Origin of the sequence: Sorangium sp. So ce204 (assembly GCF_051526795.1) — a bacterium.
In the GTDB taxonomy this organism is placed as follows: domain Bacteria; phylum Myxococcota_A; class Polyangia; order Polyangiales; family Polyangiaceae; genus Sorangium; species Sorangium cellulosum_B.
Genome location: NZ_CP150317.1, coordinates 816,391 through 839,367, shown reverse-complemented (window position 1 = coordinate 839,367; position 22,977 = coordinate 816,391). Strand labels below are relative to the sequence as shown.

Annotated in this window: 14 protein-coding genes; 10 read left to right on the top strand and 4 right to left on the bottom strand. The window is 70.1% G+C overall.

What is annotated here, in order from left to right:
* Window positions 1–131: 131 nt before the first annotated feature.
* From WMF22_RS03075 to WMF22_RS03065, 3 genes are all read left to right on the top strand, one after another.
* The gene (locus WMF22_RS03075; protein ID WP_438034787.1) at window positions 132–1,400 is read left to right on the top strand and encodes a hypothetical protein; all 1,269 of its coding nucleotides are present in this window, start codon (window positions 132–134) and stop codon (window positions 1,398–1,400) included.
* 142 nt (window positions 1,401–1,542) lie between these two features.
* The gene (locus tag WMF22_RS03070; RefSeq protein WP_437297638.1) at window positions 1,543–1,959 is read left to right on the top strand and encodes a PAAR domain-containing protein; all 417 of its coding nucleotides are present in this window, start codon (window positions 1,543–1,545) and stop codon (window positions 1,957–1,959) included.
* Between the two features lie 35 nt (window positions 1,960–1,994).
* Window positions 1,995–3,416: a hypothetical protein gene (locus WMF22_RS03065; protein WP_438034786.1), complete on the top strand. Its 1,422-nt coding sequence runs from the start codon at window positions 1,995–1,997 to the stop codon at window positions 3,414–3,416.
* Window positions 3,417–3,469: 53 nt separating this feature from the next.
* On the opposite strand, the gene WMF22_RS03060 is transcribed toward WMF22_RS03065, so the two are convergent.
* Both WMF22_RS03060 and WMF22_RS03055 read right to left on the bottom strand, forming a co-directional pair.
* Window positions 3,470–4,831, bottom strand: coding sequence for a retroviral-like aspartic protease family protein (locus WMF22_RS03060; protein ID WP_438034785.1), 1,362 nt, complete (start codon window positions 4,829–4,831; stop codon window positions 3,470–3,472).
* 61 nt (window positions 4,832–4,892) lie between these two features.
* A complete protein-coding gene (locus tag WMF22_RS03055; protein WP_438034784.1) occupies window positions 4,893–5,882 on the bottom strand; it encodes a hypothetical protein in 990 nt (329 codons plus the stop codon).
* Window positions 5,883–6,091: 209 nt separating this feature from the next.
* On the opposite strand from WMF22_RS03055, the gene WMF22_RS03050 reads away from it, so the two are divergent.
* The 6 genes from WMF22_RS03050 (at window position 6,092) to WMF22_RS03025 (ending at window position 12,522) form a co-directional block, all read left to right on the top strand.
* Window positions 6,092–6,637, top strand: coding sequence for an RNA polymerase sigma factor (locus tag WMF22_RS03050; RefSeq protein ID WP_437297634.1), 546 nt, complete (start codon window positions 6,092–6,094; stop codon window positions 6,635–6,637).
* Window positions 6,637–7,383 carry a tetratricopeptide repeat protein gene (locus tag WMF22_RS03045; protein WP_438034783.1) on the top strand — a complete coding sequence of 249 codons (747 nt, stop codon included), beginning with the start codon at window positions 6,637–6,639 and terminating at the stop codon, window positions 7,381–7,383. Before WMF22_RS03050 ends, WMF22_RS03045 begins: the two co-directional genes overlap by 1 nt.
* The gene (locus tag WMF22_RS03040; protein WP_438034782.1) at window positions 7,380–8,087 is read left to right on the top strand and encodes a hypothetical protein; all 708 of its coding nucleotides are present in this window, start codon (window positions 7,380–7,382) and stop codon (window positions 8,085–8,087) included. Before WMF22_RS03045 ends, WMF22_RS03040 begins: the two co-directional genes overlap by 4 nt.
* Before the next feature lie 161 nt (window positions 8,088–8,248).
* Window positions 8,249–9,994 (top strand): DUF1592 domain-containing protein, encoded by a 1,746-nt coding sequence (locus WMF22_RS03035; protein ID WP_438034781.1) that lies wholly within the window; start codon window positions 8,249–8,251, stop codon window positions 9,992–9,994.
* Window positions 9,991–11,382, top strand: a complete 1,392-nt coding sequence (locus WMF22_RS03030; protein WP_438034780.1) for a DUF1552 domain-containing protein — start codon at window positions 9,991–9,993, stop codon at window positions 11,380–11,382. Before WMF22_RS03035 ends, WMF22_RS03030 begins: the two co-directional genes overlap by 4 nt.
* Window positions 11,383–11,523: 141 nt before the next feature.
* Window positions 11,524–12,522: an AraC family transcriptional regulator ligand-binding domain-containing protein gene (locus WMF22_RS03025; protein WP_438034779.1), complete on the top strand. Its 999-nt coding sequence runs from the start codon at window positions 11,524–11,526 to the stop codon at window positions 12,520–12,522.
* A 95-nt stretch (window positions 12,523–12,617) separates the two neighbouring features.
* Here the strand turns inward: WMF22_RS03025 and WMF22_RS03020 are convergent, their stop codons facing one another.
* Together WMF22_RS03020 and WMF22_RS03015 are read right to left on the bottom strand one after the other, a co-directional pair.
* A complete protein-coding gene (locus WMF22_RS03020) occupies window positions 12,618–14,306 on the bottom strand; it encodes a VWA domain-containing protein (protein WP_438034778.1) in 1,689 nt (562 codons plus the stop codon).
* 85 nt (window positions 14,307–14,391) lie between these two features.
* The gene (locus WMF22_RS03015; RefSeq protein ID WP_438034777.1) at window positions 14,392–20,037 is read right to left on the bottom strand and encodes a DNRLRE domain-containing protein; all 5,646 of its coding nucleotides are present in this window, start codon (window positions 20,035–20,037) and stop codon (window positions 14,392–14,394) included.
* 297 nt (window positions 20,038–20,334) lie between these two features.
* Here WMF22_RS03015 and WMF22_RS03010 point away from each other — a divergent pair, with 297 nt between their 5' ends.
* A complete protein-coding gene (locus tag WMF22_RS03010) occupies window positions 20,335–22,794 on the top strand; it encodes a membrane dipeptidase (RefSeq protein WP_437297626.1) in 2,460 nt (819 codons plus the stop codon).
* The last annotated feature ends 183 nt before the right edge of the window (window positions 22,795–22,977 follow it).

Sequence of the window (22,977 nt, the reverse complement as noted above, 5' to 3'; positions counted from 1 at the left end):
TGAACTATACGGGCGAGCCGCTCACGTTCGTGGGCCCTCCTCAGCTCGACCACGGGATCCTCACCCCGGGCCAAGAACCACCACCCACGTGCGGAGCGACAGCGGTCTGGTCAGCCGAGTCCGACGGCTTCATGACCGGGACCGAGGGCCGCGTGACCTACCGCGGCTCGAGCGGCTCCGTGACGCTGTACTGGAACAACCCCTTCGTCGGCGGCAACGACTACGGCGCCACCCCCGGCGGTGCTTACATCCTCACCAAGGTGCAAGGCCCGAAGGTGGGCAGCAACGTGAACGCCACCTACGTCGTGGACCGCAGGAAGGAGCCGGAGCCGGCCCCAGCGCCGGAGCCGGAGCCGGAGGCGGATGCCGCCGACGAGGCCGCCCCCGCGCAGGCACGACCGCTGGCCGAGCGGCCAGAGGAGCCGGGAAGAAGCAGCCACGTGCCCAAGGGGACAGGGCAGGTCACCGTGGTCAGTCCCAAGGACTGGCTCGTCGACATCGCCTGGCAAGCCGTCAACAGCATCGAGTGGAGCCCGCTGGTCCTCGAGATCACCGAGAACCGACACGGCAGCCAGAGCGGCGCTGCATGTCCGGGCATGCTGCCCACCTTCCCTGGGGTCAAGGAGAAGGGGAAGTGCCAGCGACCGCACGAGGCGAGGGCAGCGGCACGAGAGGCGAAGTACACCGCAGCGCTCGAGCGGCTCAAGAAAGAGGGAATGGAAGAAACGCTCGCCAGAGTCAAGGCGCGCGATGAATCGAACATGAATCCGAATGACTTTCACTCCTGGTGCGGCGACTTCGTGTCCTGGGTGTTCTGGAAGGCCTGGGTCTTGCGCGGCAGTCCGGAGGACAAGATCTCGCGCGCAGAGCTCGGCAAATTCCTCAACCGTGAAGCCATCAACGGTGAGTGGAAATTCGGACAGAACTTGAACATGGTGGAGGCCTATGCAAAGGGACTCCCGCTGGAAGTATTCCACCAGAATCAGCAAGCGAAAGGCACGCCCACTGGCCTCCTCGTCTGGCATCCTCCGGGCGACGGGTATGCGCCCAGGCCGAGAGATATCTTCATGGCCGACCGCAAAGCCGGAGGTCACATATCCATCGTTGCATCCTGTGAGCCTGAAGCGTTCTACGCCCCGTCTGATAAGCAACGGCAGCGTCCGCATTATCGATTCATGACGCTGGACGGAAAATCCTTCGATTTCCGTGACGACGACGGCGAGGCCGGCTGGAACGAGGCCCTGGCGAATCTCAGCCCCGAAGAGCGCAAGAAGATCCAGCTTCCGCAAGGAAGGTGGCAGGGTGTTGCCCAGAACAAGCGCAGCACCGATGGCAAGAAGGATCCGCTCCGCGGCTTCATCGACACCTCCAAGCTCAGGGAGGCCCTCGGGTACCGTTGATGCGGGAATAGAGCAGAATAATGACAGCGCGCAACGTACTGTCCGTTCTGGTGAATCAAACCGGCGAACCACTCCCATTCGTGGCTTCTCCTCAACTCGACCACGCAGTGCCGTGAGCGGCGCAGGGTAGCTCGGAGAGAACATGCCGTCGCAGCCCCCCAAGCCAGGAAAGCCCGCCGCGAAGCAAGGCGACAAGGTCATCGGCGTCGACACGCACCTGGTGATGGTGCCCTCGCCCGGGGGGCCTGTGCCGACGCCGACGCCGATGCCGTTCAGCGGGGACCTGTCCGGCGAGCTGAGCACGAATGTCCTCGTCGAGGGCAAGCCGGCCGCGGTCCAGGGCAGCACCGCGGCGAATGCGCCCGCGCACGTGCCCACTGGAGGTGCCTTTCAGCGTCCTCCGTCGAACCAGGCTCGGATCCAGGCGGGCAGCAAGACGGTGCTCATCAACAACAAGCCTGCCGCGCACCTCGGCGATCCGGCCCTGACCTGCAACGACCCGGCCGATGCGCCGAACGGGAGCGTGATCGCAACCGGGACCGTGCTGGTCGGCGATTAGGGAGTCGAGAGGTGGCGGACGCGAGGAAGGCGGCAGTGGCGGCATCGCCAGCGAGGGAAGCGGCCTCGCTGGCGCAGTACGCCGCCGTCAAGGCCGCGGTGACCGAGGGGTTCCCGCTTGCGGACGTGCTCGCAGTCGAGGGGCTGACGCCGCGCGCGTTTGCGCGGGCCGATCTCGCCTGGAAGCAGCGGCTGGTCGCCGAGCCGGAGCTGCTCGCGGCGTACGAGCTGGAGCTGGCGCAGGCGGAGGACTGGCTGGAGCGATCGGTCGAGCCGCTCGCGGAGGACGCGGCCGCCTGGACGAGCTTCCTCGCCGCCTTCGAGGCGCATCCGGCGCCGTTCGAGCTGCTGCACGGGAATGATCTGGGCATGAACGACGTCTCCCGGCTCCGCCGCCGCTGGACGCGGCGCGCGGAGGAGGATGCGAAGCTCGGTGAGCTCCTCGTGGAGCTTCGTGCGAAACCGGGGAAGCTTGGACCGCTCCGGGTCGGCTCCCGTGTGCTGAGACCGTCGAGGGTTGCCGCCTTGTCTGCGCCGTCCGCGCCGTCTTCCGGCGGGGCGGCGGCCCCGAAGGCGCTGCAGGGCACGGGACCCCTGCTGGACGTGCCCCGAGCCGCGGTGGTCCCCTTCATGCCCGCGCAAGGCGCAATCTCGATCGAGAGGGCCGAACCGAAGCCTCCGCGCGCTGCGGAGTCGCTCACCGGCACGGCGCCCCTGCCCGACATTCCACGGGGGGCGGCGCTGCCATTCCCGCGGTCCACCGTGCCGGCGGCGGTGAAGCCCCCGCCGCCCGTGGTCGCGGAGACCGGGCCGCTCGTGGACGTCCCCCGCGGCCCAGCTCTGCCGTTCGCGCCCGGGGCATCGGAGGCTCCTCGGCCACCCACGCCGACAGCCCAGCCGCAGCGGCCACGGGCACATCGGGAGGCCGCGGTGACATCACCGGTGCAGGCGCTGCCGCGAGGCCCGGCGATTCCCTTTGCCGAAGCGGCTCCGGCGAGGCCTGCCGGAGCGCCGGCCTCATCGAAGCGGGCTCCGCAGGCTCCGGCTCAGCTCGGAGAGACGTCCCTGAGCCTCGAGATCCCCCGTGAGCTGTTGAGACAAACCGCGAGCGCGCAGGCGGCGGTGACCGGAGCCACCTCCCAGAGCTCCACGCCGCCGCCATCTCCCTCGCCGTCGAGCAAAGCTGGCACGAGCGGGCCAGCGCCCCTCGCCGAGCCGATCGACATCATCCTGCCGCTCGCCCAGTACGCCGCGCTCTGCGCCGAGCTGTCCCTGTTCCCTGACGCGGCCGAGGAGATCTTCCGGCGATACGGGCTGAGCTCCGCCGAGAGGCGGTCAGCTGTCGATGCAACCTGGAAGGAGCGGCTCCGCGAGCGACCGACGGAGTACGCACGATGGCAGGAGATGTTCCGCCAGCGCCATGCGCACTTCGCGAAGCGCGGTAGGCCTGCGGGGTAATCCACCTCGATCTCGCCATCGGGCTCGCCCGCTGCTCCGCGACACGGAGCCGCTCATCGAGCCGGCGCGAGCCCCTCATGGGCCTCCGCCACCGCCTCGTCGCCTGCCTTCGCCGCCGCGTCGTGGTCCGCTGCCGCCGCCCCGCCGTCATCCGCCGCTGCCGCCTCGTCCTCGTCGCCCGCCGCCGCAGCGATCGCCGTCTCCTCGGTCCACGGCGCCGCGCCGGGCGGCGGCGGCGAGAGCGTGGTTCCCTTCTCGGTCGACCGCTCGCGGAACCGGAGCAGGAACGACTGCCCCAGCACGCCCGCCACGCCGGGGAGGTCCTCCACGATCGCGAGCTTCACGCTCGGGGCCGAGGCGCCTTCCACCTCCAGCCGGCCGGCGACGGCGAGCTTCGCCTCCTGAAGGCCGCTCGGCGTCCACACCCGCAGCACACGCGGCCCGGCGGAGAGGCCGATCCGGTCCGCGAACGCCCTCTGTACAAGCACGTGGCTCACCATCGCATCGACGACGAAGACGCCCTTTTCCTTGCCGTCGATCGCTGCTTCGCCTCGAGCCAGGCGGTCCTCCCCGCGCGGCAAGAGCGCCTGTCCGGTGACGGCGAGAGGCTGGCAGTCGGCCGAGGTGGCGAGCTGGCTCGCCATCTCCATCACGGTGAAGCCAGACCACCCCACGAGCCGCGTCCCTTCATCGGCATGGGAATGGAGGAGCTGGGCGAGCGGCGCGATGCCGTCGCACGGGCGGCGGAGATCGTGATAGACGCGCGCCAGGTGGACGGGCGCCCCCCGCTGGTACGGGCGGAGCGCGATGCATTGCTCGTAGTCGGCGGCCGCCTCCTCGAGCTTCCCCTGGCGCTCCCGCGACGCGGCGCGCCCGCAAGAGGCGTCCCCGTCGGCCGGGTTCTGCTCGATCAGCCGCGTCGCTGCGCGCTCCGCCCCGGAGTACTCTCCGCGGCGGTTGTGGGCGGCGCGGATCTTCCAGAGCACCCTGGGCTCGTGGCCGCACGCCGCGAGGAACGCCTCGCCGCGCTCGATCACCTCGCGATCGCGATTGGCGCGACGGAGGAGCTCGGCCAGCGTGAGCATCAGGTCCCCCTCACAGGGGTTCGCCTCCAGCGCGCGCGCGGTCGCGGCGAGGCCCTCCGGCGGTATCCGCACGGCCGCAGCAGCGTGGATGTACGCCGCCGCGACGCCGCTCAGCGCCGCGAGCAAGGCCGCCGTGACGCCCGCGCTCCTGAGCGCGCGACCGCGCCGGATGGCGCGCTCGCAGCCAGCGCAGGCGACCCCGTGGGAAGCGGAGAAGGAGACGCACACGTGGCAGACAGGAGCGCCGCAGCGCGCGCACTCCTCCGTCGAGGGGGCGAGAGCATGAAAGCGGCAGCGCGGGCCTTCCTCGATACGAGTGCGGTATGTCACCCGCATAGGCTAGCATTGCCGGGAGAAGCGCACCGACGCGCTCGCCGCTCGAGATAGACGCCTACGGCACCCAGCTGCCGACGCCGCGGAGCGACACAAGCGCGCCGACCGGCGGCGACCTGTACGCGACCCCGACGCCATCCACCGAGAAATCGTTGCGCCGGAGCGGCACCAGCGCGGCGGCGCCGACCTCGAAGCCGAGCGGACCTGAAAGGCTCGCCAGCGACAGCTCGATCGGCACCGCCAGCCACGTCTTCTCGACGGCGTCGTTCCGCGTGAAGCCGCTCGCCGCCGCCTTCAGCCGTCCAGCATGAACGCCGGAGCACACGTCGAAGCGCAGGCCTCCAACGCCCGCGGCCGCGAAGCAGGCGCGCACGGCGCCGCCGAGCATCGTCTCGCGGAGCTCGCCCGGCCCGAGCTCCAGCGTCTGCGGGACGAGCCAGAGCGCGCCGATCGCCGCTCGAAATCGCGCACCGCCGATGCCGAGCTCCGCGGAGAGCGCGGGCGCGAAAGGGCGCACCACCCCGAACAGGCCGGCAGCGCCCGCCGCCAGCGTGAGCCGCGTGGCGCCACGTCCGGACGCCGGCGCCTCGCGCTCGCCGCCGCCTGCGGCCGCCGGCGCGGGCCGCGCGACCGGCGGCCGCTCCGCCGAGGCGCTGGGCGAAGGCGCCGGCGCTGGAGGCGCGGGCGGCGGCGCGTCGCGCGCCGTGGCCCCGGGCTCCTGCGGGGACGGCGCCTCCCCGTCGCCGTCGGAGTCGAGCAGCAGCGCGAGCGTCACCGCCGCCGCCTGCTCGAGCCCGGCGCAGCTGCGGCTGCGATCGCGCAGCTCGCGCGCGCCGCTCCCGCTGCGGATGGACGCGCGGAAGCCGTCGGCCCCCCGGGTGAACTCGACGACGTAGGAGTCGCTCGCACCCGTCTCCGGCCGGCCGCGCAGCTGCTCGACGCGCTCGATGAGGCGCGCCGCGTCCGGGCAGCTCTCGGCGCCAGCGCCGCGCGTCACGCTCAGGAACGGCTCGGTCTGCGCCGCGGCGGTCCCCGAAGCCGCCAGCATCGCACCAAGAACCACCGGAAAAGCGCGACGCCTCCGCATCGGGACGACGCGAGGGTAGCCGCCGCGCGGAGCACGCGCATTTATTTGTGATCGTCCCGGACCGGCGTCCCCACTAGGGGACCGAGTGGTATCGTCCCTGAACAATTCCGCGCTCGATCTGGCGGCGTCTGCTCGTCTCGTTCGCTGACAGGTCACCGGGACGTCACGGCATGAGCACACCGGACCCCGAGTTTCGAGCCCTCTACGACGCGCACTTCAACTTCGTCTGGTGCTCGCTCAGGCGCCTCGGGGTGCGCGAGGCGGACGTGCTCGACCTGGCGCAGAAGGTGTTCTTGACCGCGCATTTCAAGCTCCCCGAGTTCGAGGGTCGCTCGCTCCTCACGACATGGCTCTTCGGCATCTGCCAGCGTGTCGCGAGCGACTACCGGCGCTCCGCGCGGTTCCGGCGCGAGGTCACGACGGACGCCGCGGAGATGGACCTCTACGGCGGCGCGTCCGAGGAGCTCGCGCTGAGCGCGGAGTCGCGGCAGCGCGCGCAAGCGGCGGAGGCCATCTTGAACAAGCTGCCGGAGCCGCAGCGCCTCGTGTTCGTCCTGTTCGAGCTCGAGGAGAAGTCGGGCCAGGAGATCGCGGACCTGCTGGGCATTTCCGAGGGCACCGTGCGCTCGCGCCTCCGCCTGGCGCGCGAGACGTTCTCACGCGAGGTCAAGCGCCTCGCGCTGGCACAGGACACGAGCCGAAAGGAGGCCGTGTGATGGGGGATCCTGAGCGGCTGCTGAGCGTCAAGAGCGGGGCGGACCCGCTCGAGCGGGAGCTCCTGGGGAGCGTGCGCCACGTGGGTCCGCCCGAGGGCGCGAAGGAGCGCGCATGGCGCGGCATCGCGGGCCAGCTGGCGGCGGGGACGGCCGTCGGCGCCACGGCCGGCGCGAGCGCCGCCGCTGCCACGAAGGCCGGTGTCGGTTCGCTGTTGCCGTCGGCGCTCTCGGTCAAGGCAGCGGCGGTGCTCGTGGGCGGCGGCCTGGTGCTCGGCGGAGGGTACTGGGCCCTCTCCTCCCCGGACGAGCCGCCTGCGCCCCCCAGCGCGACGGCCCCGGAGAGCGCGCCCGCGGAGGTGCCGCAAGCGCCGGTGCCGTCGACGGCGGAGATAAAGGCACTACCCGAGCCGCCTCTCGATGTGCCCACCGCCGGAGAGCCGACCCGAAAGCCGAGCGGACCGAAGCCGACGGAGACCGATCTTCTGCGCGCGGAGAGCGCGCTGCTCACGGAAGCGCGCGCCAAGCTGCGCTCCGGAGACGTGGCCGGAGCCACGGCGCTCCTCGAGCGCCTGCGCGCGCAGTTCCCGAACGGCGTGCTCCGGCAGGAGCGCGAGGTGCTCGCCATCGACGTGCTGGCCGCGCGCGGCAACGCGCAGGAGGCGAAGCGGCGCGCTCAGGCCTTCGTCAAGCAGTATCCCAAGAGCCCCCACAGCGCGAAGCTCAGGCGGTTGCTGGATCAGCCGTGAAGCGCCGGTCGGCCGCTCGCATCATGGCGTTCGGCTGCCTTGCGGCCTCCGGGTGTGATGCGGAGATCACCTCGGTCGGCGCCTGGGCGCCTGTCGTGTCCGGATCTTCGTATATCGAGGCGGAGCTCGGAGAGCTGAGCGACGGCTTCACCGTCGGTGAAGACAGCCGCGCTTCCGAGGGCCGCTTCATCGCGCCCCCTGCCGGAATGCCCTCGGACGAGGCGCCGGGGCTCGAGCGGGCGCGCTACCGCTTCGAGGCGCCGAGCGCGGCAGACTACGTGATCTGGGGGCGGATCCACGCTCCGGGCGCCCTCAACAACCGCTTCTGGTTCCAGGTGGACAGCGGCCCCTGGTACCTCTGGCGCATCAGCGTCGGCGACATCTGGTTCTGGGACGATCTCCACGACAACACGCGTTATGGCGAGCCGCTCCGCTTCCCCCTCTCGGCCGGAGCGCACGAGCTCGTCCTCGCGAACGCCGTCGAGGGCGTCCAGCTGGATCGGCTGTACTTCACGCCGGACGGCGACGAGCCTCCGGGCAACGACACGCCCTGCGATCCGCCACACTCGATCGAGGTCGAAGGGGAATGCCTCCCGAGCTGCGGCGCCTTGAAGGGGACCGCGTGCGGCGACGTCCCGTGCGCCGGGCGCGAGTTGCTCGAAGCCTACGATTGCGCTGTGTGCTGCAGCATCGAAGGATCGTGAGCCGGCGGCGCTCCCGCCATCGGGTCGGAGCTCGGCGACCGTAAACCCACCTCTTCGTACCCATCGAAACGTCTCCACGCTTCGACGACGAAAAAGGTGATCGCGCCCGAGCGGGTCTCCCACCGAGCCCGAGTAGCCAGCAGCCTCGAGCGGAGCCCTGAATGACTACATCATCGATTGAACAATTCAAGTCCCACGGAAGCGTGGGCCTGCTCGCCGCGGCGCTCGCGCTGTCGGCGTGCATCGGCAACCTGGGCAGCGAAGACGGCAAATCGCCGGCGGAGGGCACGAACGGCACGAGCGGCAGCTCGAGCAGCGGAGGCTCGGGCTCGGGGTCGGCGGGCCCCGGCGAGCCATTGAGGTGCGACGCGAGCACCATCGATCCTGGGCCTTCGCCGATGCGGCTGCTCTCGCGGGAGCAGTACCTGAACACCGTGCGCGACCTCGCCGGCGACGTGCCCGGCCTCGATGCGGCGCTCGGCCCCGCGATCGAGGCGTCGGCGTTCGGCCTCTTGCAGCCGGACGTGACGCAGGTCGAGCTCGAGCATTTCCAGGCCGCGGCGGACGTCATCGCCGCGGCGGTCGCCGGCAATCCGGCGGCGCTCGATACGATCGCGCCTTGCGAGGCCGGGGCCGATCCGCGCGAGTGCGCGCGCCAGCTGGTCGTGGGCTTCGGCGCCCGCGCCTACCGCGCCCCGATCACGGACGCCGCGGACATCGAGCGACACCTGCAGCTCTTCGACGCCGGCGCGGAGACGAGCTACGAGCACGGGGTCGAGCTCCTGCTCCGCGGCATGCTGCAGTCGCCGCGCTTCCTGTACCGCGTCGAGATCGGCACCTCGGAGAAGGTGAGCGATCGCGCCGTGAAGCTCTCTCCGCACGAGGTGGCCGCTCGCCTGTCTTACATGCTGTGGGGCACCCTGCCGGACGCCAGGCTGAACGAGGCCATCGAAGACGGTAGCCTGACCACGAAGGAGGGTATCGCGGCGCAGCTCGACTGGATGCTCGAGGACGAGCGCGGAGAGAAGCTGGTCCATCGCTTCCTCGGCAGCTGGACGCACCTGAACGGCCTGAACAGCGTGGTGAAGGACGCGGACGCCTTCCCCGAGTGGCAATCGCGGTCGTTCCGCGAGTCGCTGCGCGGGCAGGCCGACGCCTTCTTCGACCACGTGCTCGACGACGAGGGAGGCAAGCTGAGCGCGCTCCTCACCTCGACGACGGTCTTCTACAACAAGGATCTCGGCGGGTACTACGGCGTCACCGGCGACGACTCCTTCCAGGCGCTCAACCGCACGGACGGCGCCACCTCGGGCATCCTGACGCTCCCGGCGCTGCTCGCCGTCCAGGCGAAGCCCGCAGAGAGCTCGCCGATCTACCGAGGGAAGTTCGTGCGCGAAGCGCTGCTCTGCCAGCAGCTGCCCGCCCCGCCGGCCAACATCCCCAAGCCGCCCGAGGTCGACCCGAGCAGCTCGACCCGAGAGCGGCTGTCGCAGCACGAGGTGGACCCGAGCTGCGTCGGCTGCCACCAGCTGCTCGATCCGATCGGCTTCGGCTTCGAGCACTACGACGCGATCGGCCGCTACCGCGAGCTCGACGGCGGCGAGCCGGTCGACGCGAGCGGCAAGGTCATCGCCACCCGCGACATGGACGGCGAGTTCGAGGGCGTGGCGGAGCTCGGCGAGAGGCTCGCGGGCAGCGCCGAGGTGGAGGAGTGCGTGGCGCGCCAGTGGTTCCGCTTCGCGATCGCCCGCTTCGAGCAGGACATGGATGGTTGCTCGATGGAGAGCTTGCTCGAGACCTTCAAGGCCACAGGCCAGGATCTGAACGCGCTCCCCCGCGCCGTCGTGGAGACGGACGCCTTCCTCTTCCGCCGTCCGATCGACGCACACACGAAGGAGATGCCATGAACCGAAGAGGCCCTATCGACCTCCGCACCCAGATCAGCCGCCGCAAGCTGCTGGGCGGGCTCGGCGCCCTGACCGTCGCGCTCACGAGCCCCGTCTGGCGGAGCGCCACGGTGTTCGGTCAGGACGCGAAGCAGCCGGGCGCCAGGCGCTTCATCGGCATCTTCTCGGCGAACGGCACCGTGCCGTCGGCGTTCTTCCCGGCAGGGGACGCGCACGAGGCGCCGCTCTCGCTCGGCCCGATCCTGGCGCCGCTCGAGGAGCACAAGCAGAGGATGCTCGTGCTCAAGGGCGTGCACATGAACTCGACGGTCGAGGACGAGCTCGGCGTCCCGAGCGAGAACAAGCCCGGCGGCCCGCACATGAAGGGCCCCGGCGCCATGCTCACGGGCGGCTCGCTGCTCGCCGGCAGCTTCACGGGCGCTGGCGGCCCCGCCGGCTGGGCGGATCGCATCTCCGTCGACCAGCACATCGCGAGTCGCATCGGCGGCAATAGCCAGTTTCCGTCGCTCGAGTTCGGCGTGCGCATCGAGGGGCAGGAGCCGCTCCGCGTGATCTCGTACCGCGGTCCGAACCAGCCGAACACGGCCGTCGACGATCCATTCCAGATGTACTCGCGCATCTTCGCCAACGCGGATCTCTCCGAGACGGAGCTGCAGCGGCTGATCGCCGAGCGCCAGAGCGTGCTGGACTTCCTCAAGGACGATATCGGCCGCCTGAAGGCGCGCGTCAGCTCCGAGGACAAGGCGCGGCTCGAGGCGCACCTCGGCGGCATCCGCAACATCGAGCAGCGGCTGCAGAGCTCGGCGGTCTCGTGCACGCCGCTCATGATGCCGGAGAAGTTCGACACGCGAGCGATGGAGAACTATCCGAAGGTCGGCCGGCTGCAGACCGACCTGATGCTGCTCGCGCACATCTGCGGCATGACCCGCGTCTCCACGTTCATGTGGGCCAACGCCGATAGCTGGCAGTACTATCCCTGGATCGGCGTGAACGAGGAGCACCACGAGCTCTCCCACGCGGGCGACGACGACGCGGTCGCGAACGAGAAGCTCGTGAAGATCAACGTCTGGCACAGCGAGCAGGTGAAATACGTGCTGGATCAGCTGGCGCTCGCGAAGGAGGTGGACGGCAGCTCGGTGCTGGACAATACCCTGCTGCTCTGGGGCAACGAGCTCGGCGTCGGCAACACGCACACGTACAAGGATATCCCCTGGGTGCTCGCGGGCGGCGCGGGCGGCTACTTCAAGACGGGCCGTTACATGAAGTACGCCGACCTGCCGCACAACAACCTGCTCGTGTCGGTATGCAACGCCATGGGCCTCGACGACGTGACCACCTTCGGCATTCCCGGCGTGTGCACCGGGCCGCTGCCAGGCCTCGTGGCCTGAGCCCCCTCTTCGCCTCGCATCCCCGGGCGCGCCACGCGCGCCGCGCAGGATACCGGACGGACAGGCGCCCGGCGCCAGGATCCGGGTTGCCCTGGGCGGCTTCGGCCACTACGCTCCGACACATTTGGCTTGTGAGGAACCGTGGTCCCTGCGCCAGCTCAGTCCGCGTTCTCTGATTTCGTCCTGCTCCTTCTCTCCGCAGCGCCCAAGCTCGGGCTTCCGATCGACGCGGTCCTGCGCGACGCCACGCTCCCGCCGGGAGCGCTCCGCCAGCGCGGGTTGCCGATCTCCCTGAGCGCGGCGCGAAAGATCTGGTCCTCCGCCGAGCAATTGAGCGGCAATTCTCTGCTCGGACTGCACGCCGCGGAGCAGCTCGAGGTCGGCTCGCTCGACCTCCTGGACTACCTGACACGGAGCAGCAGCAGCTTTGGAACAGCCCTGGAACGCGTCATCCGCTTCGCTCCGCTGGTCGCCAATGGGGGCGCCCTGAGCCTCGAGGTGACCGGTCGCCGCGCGCATTTCCGCCACCTCTCGCCGGACGGCGTGCCCGCCGTCGCGGATCTCATCGTCAGCTTGATGGTGCTCCGGACGCGGGCGTTCTCGGGCGAGCACATCCGCCCGCTGGCGGTGCGCTTCCGGCACCGCCGCGAGCGCGTCGCAGGCGAGTACGAGCGCATATTCGACGCGCAGGTCGAGTTCGATGCCCCCTATGACGAGCTGGTCTTCGATCGCGATCTCCTGGAGCTGCCCTTCCATTCCGCCGAGCCGCGCCTCTGTGAGATCCTCGAGGACTGCGCGGCGGCGCGCCTCCAGGCGCTCGGCAAGCCCAGCGGGGCGCCGGCGGCCGCCGCCCGCGTCCCGTCGAGCTTCGTCGAGGATGTCCGGCACGCCCTCCAGAGCTGCATCGCCCAGGGCAACCCGAACATCGATCGTGTCGCCGAGCACCTCGGCGTGAGCTCGCGGACGCTCCAGCGGCTGCTGCGAGAGCAGGGCACGTCGCACCGCGCCCTCTTGATGGAAGCGCGAACCGAGCTGGCGAACCGCTACCTGGCCTCGTCCAGCCCCACGAGGCGCACGCTCGCCGCCGGGCTCGGCTACGCGAGCACGCGCTCGGTGTCCCGCGCGCTGCGCCGCCGGTGAGCCGAGCTCACCGGCGGTCCCGACGGACAGGTACGCCACGCGCGCGCGATCCATGCCGACTCAGCCGCACATCGCGCCGAGACCGCCCGGCAGCATCACGGATACCATTGAATCCGAAGCTGCCTGTTGCTCGTCGTGCTCACCTGATAGACAACGTCGTTCGCGGTGCCCGGGAACGGGATCGCGGTCGTCGTGGACCAGCTGTTCGCCGGGGCGCTCTGGGGCGCCCCGCCGTTGACCGACACGCTGACGCCGTTCAGCGGGACGCCGTCCGTCGGGCTCATCTGCAGCGTCAGGGTCGCCGGCGTCCAGCCCGTCGGGAGGCTCGTCCGATCGATCTGGAAGCAGGACGTCCCGTCGACCGACGCGACGATCGACGTGCTCATCGGCCCGAGGCTCTGGCAGGGGGGCGCGGGGTTCTTGTAGAACCCGAACGTGTGCTGCCGCGTGAACATCGGGACGGTGGCGCTGCCGGCGTGGTCCGCGAACACCGTGATGTCGTGGCTCCCCGTCTCGGCGAACTGGCCGATCTTGAGCGAGTAGACGCCGTCGTTGGCCGTCGTGTCGCCGTGCGCGGCGGCGCCGTCGTCATGGAACGACAGGGGCGTGACCGCGCCGCTCGGGCCGGTCATCTCCGCGCTGACCGCGGCGCCCAGCACCGGGCTGCCCAGGTGGCTCACCTCGGCCTCCACGATGAGCGGCGCCGCCCCGACGTTCAGCGTGCTCGGCGTGACCCGGAGCGAGATCGAGTCGGCCAGGGTCGATACCGCGGAGTAGACGTAGATGGGCTGATCCGAGGTGTTGACGGCGCAGAACTGCCAGAACCCCTCCTCGTACGCCTGCGTCAGGTTCAGGGAGAAGCGCTTGAAGTTCTCCGCCGAGAAGAAGGTCAGGTCGGAGCCAGACGCGGCGAAGTTCGCCTCGGTGATCCGGGACGTCTGGTCCCACGGGGGAAGCAAGTAGACCTCCGGCGCGGCCGCCCCGACGAAGATCATCGTGAAATCCACGATCTGCGCCGCCGAGACAAGCGTGTCCGCGCACGCGAACGACTGCGGCGACTGCGGCGACGGAGGCGGGATCTGCGTCAGCCCCTGATCGATCATGCCGCCGTCGCGGCAGTCGTTCGCCATGCGGTTGAACGCGCCGATCAGCTCGAGCTGATCGACCGCGGTGTCGCTGTCGGCGCGCAGGTAGAGCCCAGGCGAGAACCCGTAGTTCGCCGCGATGTCGCTCATCATCGCCTCGTCCGCCCCCGACCCGAGCGCGATCGAGTGGACCTCGTCCACGCGGCTGAAATAGTCCGCATAGAAGTCGCTCGGGGCCGGCGGCGTGTTGTGCTGACCGTCGGACAGCAGGATGACGCACTCGCGCGCGCTCTTGGCCGGGCTCTCGGAGACCAGCATGTCGAGCGCCTCCTGGAGGCCGGCGCCGATCGAGGTCGACCCGTCGGCGACGAGCGCGTCGACCGCCGCGTCCAGGCCGGACGCCGGCAGCGCCGTCATGGGATACGTGACCGACGAGGTGTCGGAGTAGCTCGCCACGCCGAGCAGCTCCGTGAACGACTGCGACGCTGGCACGTTGCTCGATACGAGCGTGTTCCAGTAGATCTTGGCCGCCTTCTTCGCGAGATCGAGGCGGTCGCCGTACATGCTGCCGGACCGGTCGATGATCACCACATGGTTCGTGTCCAGCGGGGCGACCTGGGCCAGCGCCGCGGACACCCCCGCCGCGCTCGCGAGGAGACCGCCGGCGACGCCTGCAAACACTCTGAAAGACCTTCTCATTGCCTTCAATCCTTCTCAAGTATCGTTCAAGACCAAAGTTGCAGAGCGGGGCGCGGTCCTGCGCCCCACTCCATCGCGCCGGCGTTCAGGGCCTCCGGAACACCACCTCGAGCTTGGGGCGCCGCGCGGCGGTCGCGTGATCGCTCGACGTGAACGAGACCTCTCGCCACTTCACCACCTCGTCCTGGAGCCGCATCAGGAAGCCATGGTTGTTCGCGGGCGCGCTCAGCATGTCCCGCACGAGCGCCGTCACGTCGACGCGCTCGTAGTCCTGACCGTCCGACGTGCTCTGCGGCAGGAGCACCTCGTTGAGCGTCGTGGTCGTGGGCTGGTTGGCCCAGGTCACGGTGTTCTCCTGCCACGCCGAGGTGACGCGCTGGAGCAGGAAGGCGTTGGAGCCGCCGAGCGTCGCGTGCCCCGGGGAGAGGCCGTTCGAGGTACCCTGGCCGTAGAGGCGCGCGTCGGGATCGGCGTAGAGGCTGAGGCGCGCCCGCTCGATCGTGGAGCCCGCCGGGATGTCCGACAGATTGAAGCGGAAGAGGCTCCGGTTCGTGTATTTGACGTCGCTGGACGTCCACAGCCCCGCGGTCAGGTTCGGGGAATTCCCGTTGTTGGTCCCGGCGCCCGAGCCCAGGCTGGTGATGGTCGCGTCGTCGCCGGCGCTGTCGGGCTGGATCTCCAGCCGCTCCGGCTCGTTCTCGCAGCGGCCGCCTTCGACGAACACGCCGCTCACCGCGTCGCACTGCGCCTCGTAGGCCGGCGTGTGGCAGGTGCCGTCGGGCTCCGTGCACGAGCCGATCGGCGCGGCCCCGCAGGCGTCGATCTCCGCGCAGCTGTAGCCGCTCACGAAGTAGCCGCCGGCCTCACGGCAGCTCGCGCTGGAGCCGATACCGCCCGTGCCGAGATCGGTGCAGGTCTGGGACCGGCAGCACGCGCCCTTCGCCTCCAGGCGGCAGCTCGACGAGCAGCCGTCTCCGCTCTGCGTGTCGCCGTCGTCGCACTGCTCGGACGCCTGCTTCACGCCGTCGCCGCAGCAGCGCTCGACGGTCACGCCCGCGTTCTTCACGACGGAGCACTGGATGACGTCGTCCTCGGGGCCCTGGCACGTCCCGCTCACGCACGTCTGCCCCGGTCCCGTCGTGCAATCCGCGTCGTCGAGGCACGTGCAAGGCACGGTGTCCTCGGAGTGGTCGTCGAAGCACGCCTCCACCTCGGCCAGCCACGTCTCGGCCAGGGCGCTGCGGCGCACCAGGTTGAACGCCTCGAGCCCGTTGCTCGTGTCGTACAGCAGCTTGGTCAGGTCGAACGTGGGCGTCGGGTTGTTGACGACGGCGTCGCTGAAGTCGCCGAGCCGCAGCTGGTTGGAGACGGGGGAGCGCTGCGTGTCGAGGCAGCCCCAGTGCATCAGCAGGTACAGGTGCGCCTCCTGGCACGGGAAATTGAGGTTGCCACGCAAGCCGCTCACCAGCCCGACGTACGAGCAGGTCCCGGTCACGAACGCCTCGGCGAGCGCGTCCTTGTCCTGCAGCCAGTCCATCATGGGCCGGCCGTCGATGCAGAGGTTCTCCATCGTGGACACCTGCTCTCCCAGCGCGAAGCCGAAGTCGATGACCTCCTGCACACTGGCCTTCACGTCGTCCGTGGTGGGGGGCAGCGGGTCCTCCGCGTGGAGCGGCATCTCGTCCTTGCACCACGAGAGGAAGTCGGCGGTCTCCGACGTGATGGCCGGATAACGGGTCACCTCCTTCTCCTGGTAGTTCGTCACCTCGCCGAGCGACGTGCTGTCCCACTGGTACGTCGCCTCGAGCCCTGGCTGGAACTTGGCCTTGGCGACCGAGCCGACATCCCAGGATCGGCGCCAGTCCCAGAGCGTGAACTTCCTCGGCTTCTTGAAGAGCTTGAACTCGAGGCCGACGTGGATGCCAGCGTTGAGCGCGGCGATCAGCTCGATCTCGCTCATGCCGTAGGTGGCGATCGCGTGGGCGGGCGCCTCGGGGTTCCTGAGGCCCCAGATCACCTGCTCGGCGTACTGGGCGCCGGCCTGCGGCGCGCACGCGCCGTCGGGCGTGCAGACCTGACCGTAGCCGCAGACGGTGTCCGCGGTGGAAGCATCGTAGTTGCAGCGGCGGGTGCACGCGCCCTCGACGCACGTGCGGCCTGGCTCGCTCGCGCAGCTCGGGTTCGGCTCCCCGCTGCACAGGCACGCGACCGGCGCGCCGCCCACGGTGCACAGCTTCTTCACGGCGTCGCATGTCTCGCCGCTCGCGCAATCGGCGTTCGACGTGCAGCCGCACGCGGACTGGAAGCCGGCCTGGAGCGGGTGGCAGCCGGGGCCCCTCCAGTCGACGACATCGCTCCGGGTCTCGGTCACGCAGCGGTACGCGCCGAAGTTGCCGGGGCACTCGGACTCCGTGACGTCATAGACGACGGCCCCCGGGACCGATGCGTCGCAGTTGCTCCCGAGCTTGCGGACCGTGTACGGCAGCGTATCGCTCACGTAGATGTCGCCCGACGGCAGCACGGCGAGGCCGCCGGGCAGCTCGAAGACGGCCGTCGTGACCAGGCCGTCCTGCCATGTGGCGCCAGGCGCGCCGGCGACCGTGGCCGTGGCGCCGAGCGCCGGGTCGAAGCGCCGGATCCGACCAGGCCTGTTGCCTTCGCCGATGAACACGCTGCCAGCGCCGTCGATCGCGAGCGCCTGCGGCGAGGTGAGCTGGGCGGCCGTCCCGACGCCGTCCGCGGAGCCCGCGGCGCCGTTGCCTGCCACGGTGGTGACCATCGAGGTCGCGATCTCGTACCGGCGCAGCGAGTGATTGAACGCGTCGGCGATGTAGAGATTGCCGCGCCCGTCGGCGACGATGCCGGCCGGCTCGGCGAAGCGCGCGGTCGTCCCCACGCCGTCGGCGTTCCCGGACAGGGGCGCCTTGCCGGCGACCGCGATGTTCGCGCCCGTCGCCAGATCGATCCAGATCAGCGTGCGGTTCGCGCTGTCGGTGACGTACAGGTGGTTTCCGACCACGGCCACATCACGCGGCGTGCCGACCACCGTGCGGTCGGCGATCGTCGTGACCTGGTTGCTGCTCAGCGTGAGCTTGCGGATCGTGCGGCTGCCGCGATCCGCGAGGTAGAGGGCGCCGTCGTGGAGCGTGATGCCCGAGAGGGTGTTGAACCGCGCGGCGGTGCCCACGCCGTCTGCGGTGCCCGGAAAGGTCGACCCCGCGATCGTGGTCACGGCGCCGCTCGTCACGTCGATGCGGCGGACGGCGGTCCGATCCGCGACGTAGAGCATGCGCGTGGCCGCGTCATAGGCCAGGTCGCCGGCCTGGAGGAAGCGGGCCTGCGCGTAGCTGCCGTTCGTGAGGGCGCGCGACCCGGCCAGACCGAAGGGCGACGACGCCACGGGGAGGCAGCAGACGCCGTGCTTCTGGCAGCCCGAGATGTCGCGGAGATCGTCGCTCCGCACGTCGGTCACGCAGGTGCCGTCGCTGTCGCACTCGTCACAGGTCTTGTTCGCGTTCCACTTGGCGGTGAAGCCTTGCTGGAAGGCGGTCTTGAGCAGCTTTGCCTTCTTCTCCTTCATGAAGGTGGCGAACAGCTCGTACGAGAGCTTGCCCGAGTCGCACCACTCCTCGGTGATCCCCGTCCAGTCGTCGATGCAGGCGCGGCCGCCGGTGATGAAGGTGAGGCAGCAGGAGTTGTTGGTGTCGAGCGGGGAGCAGCCGAGGTTCAGCTCGGACTCCTCGACGAGCCGGTTCGAGCAGTACGTCTGATCTTTGTGGTTGAAGACGGGCTTGCACTCGAGGTCCTCGTCAGGGTTGCTGTTCACGAGCGCCCGCTCGAGCGAGGTGTTGAGATCGACCACGCCGCCGGAGCCGCTCGGCTTGAGATCCACGGAGAAGCCGATGCTCGCCTCCACGCCGACCTTCAGCCGCTTGCCGAGCGGCACGCCGAGGAAGAGCTTCGCGCCGATCTCCGGCTTGACCGAGACCTCCGTCCCCGCCTCGCCCGTCACGTCCGGCGCCTGGAACGCGTGCATGTCGCGATCGAAATCGACGTTCTCGATCTTGTGGTTCGTGTGTTTGTTGAGCGCCTCCTGCAGGCGCTTGCGCATGAAATAGGCCTCGTCGTACCACTTGACCCCGGCGCCGAGCCGGAAGTACGGGATGAGGAACGCGCCGGGGACCGGGGGGAGCGGGATCTTCGTCAGCTCCTTCTCGATCGGCTTCATCCGGAAATCGAGGTTGAGCGCAGCGGCCATGACGGCGGCGGAGCGCCCCTCCCAGGGCTCGACCGGCTCCGCCGCGCCCCTGGGCCAGGTGGCCGGGCTCGGAGCGCCGCTCGGCGTGTAGTCCGCCGCGTAGGAGAACGGCATGTAGGTCCCGATGAGGAACTCCTGCGGAGCCACCCGGCCGTCGCCGTCGGTGTCGAGCGATTCGACCTGATCCCCGTCCGCGAGGTAGAAGAGCCCTTTTCGCTTCGCCGCGGCGAGGCTGAGGCCGCCGCCGCCCGAGTGGCCGAAGGCCTCGATGCCGAGCGGGGCCTCGCGGTTGAACCACTTGTACCCGTCGAGCTGCATGTTGAACTCCATCCCCGGCTGGATGCTCAGCGTCTTACCGAACGCCGTCACGGCGAAGCCGCCGGTGCGCATCTGGGCGCGCCGCTCCTCGCTCAGGTTGTGCGACGTGTAGCGGCCGCCGATGCCCCAGTTGCCGTCGCCGCTCTCGACCATCGTGGCGTACGCGCCATGGCCGGCCCAGGGGATGCACATGTGCAGATCGGGCCGCTGCTCGGAGTAGCTGCCGAGGTGGTAGCCCTCGGTGTAGAGGTCGATATAACACTGGATCTTCGCGAGCAGCTCCGTCGCGTTCTCGAGCTCGCCGCCGGCCTGCTCCAGGAAATCGGCGAAGCGCCCGTCGGCGATCTCGCCGGCCATCTTGTCGAGCCACTTGACCACGCTGCGGGCCCATTTCGCCTTGCCCTCCTGGGTCTGCTGGACGTCGTTGGAGAGCCAGACGAGCACGCCGATGCTGCAGGTGTTCGTCGGCGTCGTTGCCGGATCGCAGAAGTCGGAGCACTCCTCGTAGGTCGTCTGGCCCTTCTGGATGACGTCCGTGCACCCGGCGTCCACGCGCTGGGTGCAGATGCACCTGCCTTTGCCGGCGTCCTCGACGGTCTCCGTTTCGGGGGCGTTGATGGCCTTGGCCGTCTTGTTGACGATCGACGAGAGGAGCTGCATCGACTGCAGGACATGGAAGTTCGTGGTGATGTTCTGGAGATCGGCGCCCTTCGGGTTCGGGTTCTCCGGCATCTTGCCGAGCAGGTTCGGGTTGCACGCCTTGGGCTTGAACTCGAAGCCTGAGCCTCCGCCGGCCCCGCTCGCGCTGCTGGCGCTGCTCGACGCGCTGCTGGCGCTGCTCGACGCGCTGCTGGCGCTGCTCGACGCGCTCGCGGCGCCCGAGCCGGTCTCGAACTCCTCGAAGACGGCGTCCGGCCGATCGGGCTGCTGAGACCACCTCGGCCAGCTCGGTGCGCCGCTCTGGCAGCCCACGTCGTCCGCGGAGCAGAGCGCTTGCTGCACGCTTCCGATGGGCTCGTTCGGCTCGCTCGGCTCGTCGGCGCCGCCCGCGCAGGCCGATGCGATGATGCCCAGGCAAAGGAGGAGCGGGAGGCGCCCTGCGCGCCTGGGATCCGCGAGGGCGTCTCGTGATTGGATGAGCTGACGTATCAGCATGGACCTGAGAGCTGTCATTGAATCAACCCCGACGGCCTGATCGGCCGAGATGAGCGGACGTGACGCGGTCGGCCGCCGTGCCCGCTCGCGGAGCGGCTCGCGGTCTCCCATCGTTGCGTGGATTAGCTGCCTCCGGGCCTCCGGCGAAGGCGACAAACCGCGCCAGGCGCTGACAAAACCCGCCACGCGCCGCGCGGGCCCGGTTCACCGCTTGAAAATGCGGTGGGGACGACCCCAGGAACCAGGCGTCCTCGGTGCCTGAATCCCCCACGACCGAACCCCCGGACCGCGACACCCATGACCTGCCCCGACGATCGCCTGACGCGTGCCCTATCGACTCGACCCGGCCCGGCGCCCCGAGCGCGCCGCCGGCGCTGGCCGCGCCCCTTCGCGACCGCGGCCCTGGCCGCCCTCGCGCTCGCGACGTCCGCGTGCGACCCGGGAACGCCGTCGCTCCCCGGTGACCAGGGCACGACAGACGATCTCGCGCTCTCTGCTTCGCTCGGCCTCTCCGCCGGCGCCGCGGCGGCAGACGGCACGGCGCTCCCGGTCCCCTCCCCGGCGGCGCCCGGCGGAGCGCCGGTGAGCGGGTTCGCGGACCTGCACTTCCACATGATGTCGGAGGAGGCGTTCGGGGGCGGATGGCTCCACGGCAAGCACGACGGCGCCGGCGCGCTGGACGATTGCGACGGCGGCGGTCCAGGGAGCGATCACGCGCGCGTTCGACAAGATCTCAGCGCGCTCCTGGACCGGTGCCCCCAGTCGACGATGCTCGATTTCGCCAGCAACGGCGCGCTGTCGGCGCTGCTCGGCCTGGGAGGCGGCGTCATCGGCTCGGAGGTGATCGGCCAGACGGAGGGGACGAGCGGCGACACAGGGCTCCACCTCGAGCGAAAGCGCTCCTCCGAGGGGTGGCCGCGCTGGGACACCATCGCTCACCAGCAGGGTCACGTGAGCTGGCTGCGCGCGGCCCACGATCGCGGGCTGAGCCTCATCGTCATGTCGGCGGTGAGCTACGACTGGCTCTGCTCGATCCTGCCGGAGCAGAACCGGCAGCGGGCGTGCGACGAGATGGTGGATGTCGATCTCCAGATCCAGATGACCCACGCGCTGGCCGCTCGCAACGCCGGCTGGATGGAGGTCGCGCTCTCACCGGCGCACGCCCGGCAGATCATCGGCGCGGGCAAGCTGGCGGTGGTGCTGTCCATCGAGGCCAGCCACCTGTTCGGCCGAGACGTCGACGCGGCGAAGATGCGCGCGCAGCTCGCCAAATACCATGCCCTCGGGGTCCGGACGCTCCAGCCGGTGCACCAGGTCGACAACGCCTTTGGCGGGGCGGCGCTGCACAACCCGATCTTCCAGCTCGCGCAGTACACCGAGAGCTGCTCCATCGACACCGACTGCGGCGCCACCCTCGCGGGGATCACGCTGGGCATGGATGTCGACGCGAGCTGCCGCAACGTGCGCGGGCTGACGCCCCTCGGCGAAGCGCTCGTCGGCGAGATGATGGACCGGGGGATGCTGCTCGACGTCGCGCACCTCTCGGAGCGCGGCGTGGATCGGGTGTTCGAGCTGGCGCGGGCGCGCGACTATTATCCGATCTACATCTCCCACGGTCACTTCCGGGAGATCATGGCCCCGGCGGTGGCGGACAAAGAGAAGTCCACGCCGGCGCGGGTGATCCGGATGCTCCGGCAGACCGGCGGCATCTTCGGCCTGCGCACGGCGCACGACGAGACCCGGCAATACAGCCGCAGCTCCGTCGAGAACAGCTGTCAGGGCTCGTCGCGCTCCTTCGCGCAGGCTTACGAGTACGGGCGGCTCGGCCTGAAGGTCCCGATGGCCTTCGGGGCAGATCTCAACGGCTTCATCCAGCAGACCCGGCCGCGCTTCGGCGAGGACGGCGCCTGCTCGGCGGCCTTCCAGGCAGAGGCCGATTGCCAGGCCTGGGAGCAGCGCGCGCAGGGGCCCGGCCCCCTGGGGACGGAGTTCGACGAGAAGGGCCTGGCCCACGAGGGGATGCTGCCCGACCTCCTGGCCGATCTGGATCGGCTGGGCGTGGACACGACCGGCCTGAGATCCTCGACAGAGTCCTTCCTTCGCATGTGGGAGCGCGCCCAGGGGCCGCGGGCGGGGATGGCCGATCCCGCCGCCGATCTCGACGAGAGCGGCATCGCGCCTTTTGCGACGGCCGAGGAGCGGGAGTCTGCCTATCCCACGAAGTGCGGCGCGGCCTACTGCCCCGGATTCCAGGTGCTCGGCGGGAGCTGCCGGTTCGATGAAGAGTGCGAGAGCGGCCAGTGCACCGCCGTCGCCTGCAACGCGATCCCGGGGCGCTGCGTCTGCAACGACGACGCCGACTGCGGCAGCGGCCTCCGCTGCGCGCTCAAGACGCCCGGCGTCGGCGGCGACAACGCCTGCGAGCCGAAGAAGGCCGAGCATCAATTGTGTACGCGCGACAGCGAGTGCGCCTCCGGCCGCTGCGGCGGGCTGCTCGCCGGCGCGGGCTTCTGTTACACGCCTGGCTCGAAGACCATCGGCCAGGGGTGCCGTGTGAACGAGGAGTGCCCCAGCAACCGCTGCGGCGATCTCACCCAGACGTGCCTCTGCCGCTCCGACGCACACTGCGCGGCGGGCCAGTTCTGCGGGTGGGGCACCAACGAGGGCGAGTGCGTGGACAAGCGCGGCCGGGGAGCGGCGTGCACGAAGGACAACCAGTGCGCATCCGGGAACTGCAGGTTCCTCTTCTGTCGCTGACGCGTCATGCGACATCCCCCACGTCACCAATCTCACTTGCCTGGACGCAGGTCGATCGCCGGCGTCCGACTGACCGCGACGGGAGCGATGACGCGTGGACCCGCCCGTCGTCGACGAGCGCCCCACACCTTCTTCAATGCCTCTCCGTCGCTGAGGCGCCGGTTCCGCGGGGCAAAGCCGTAT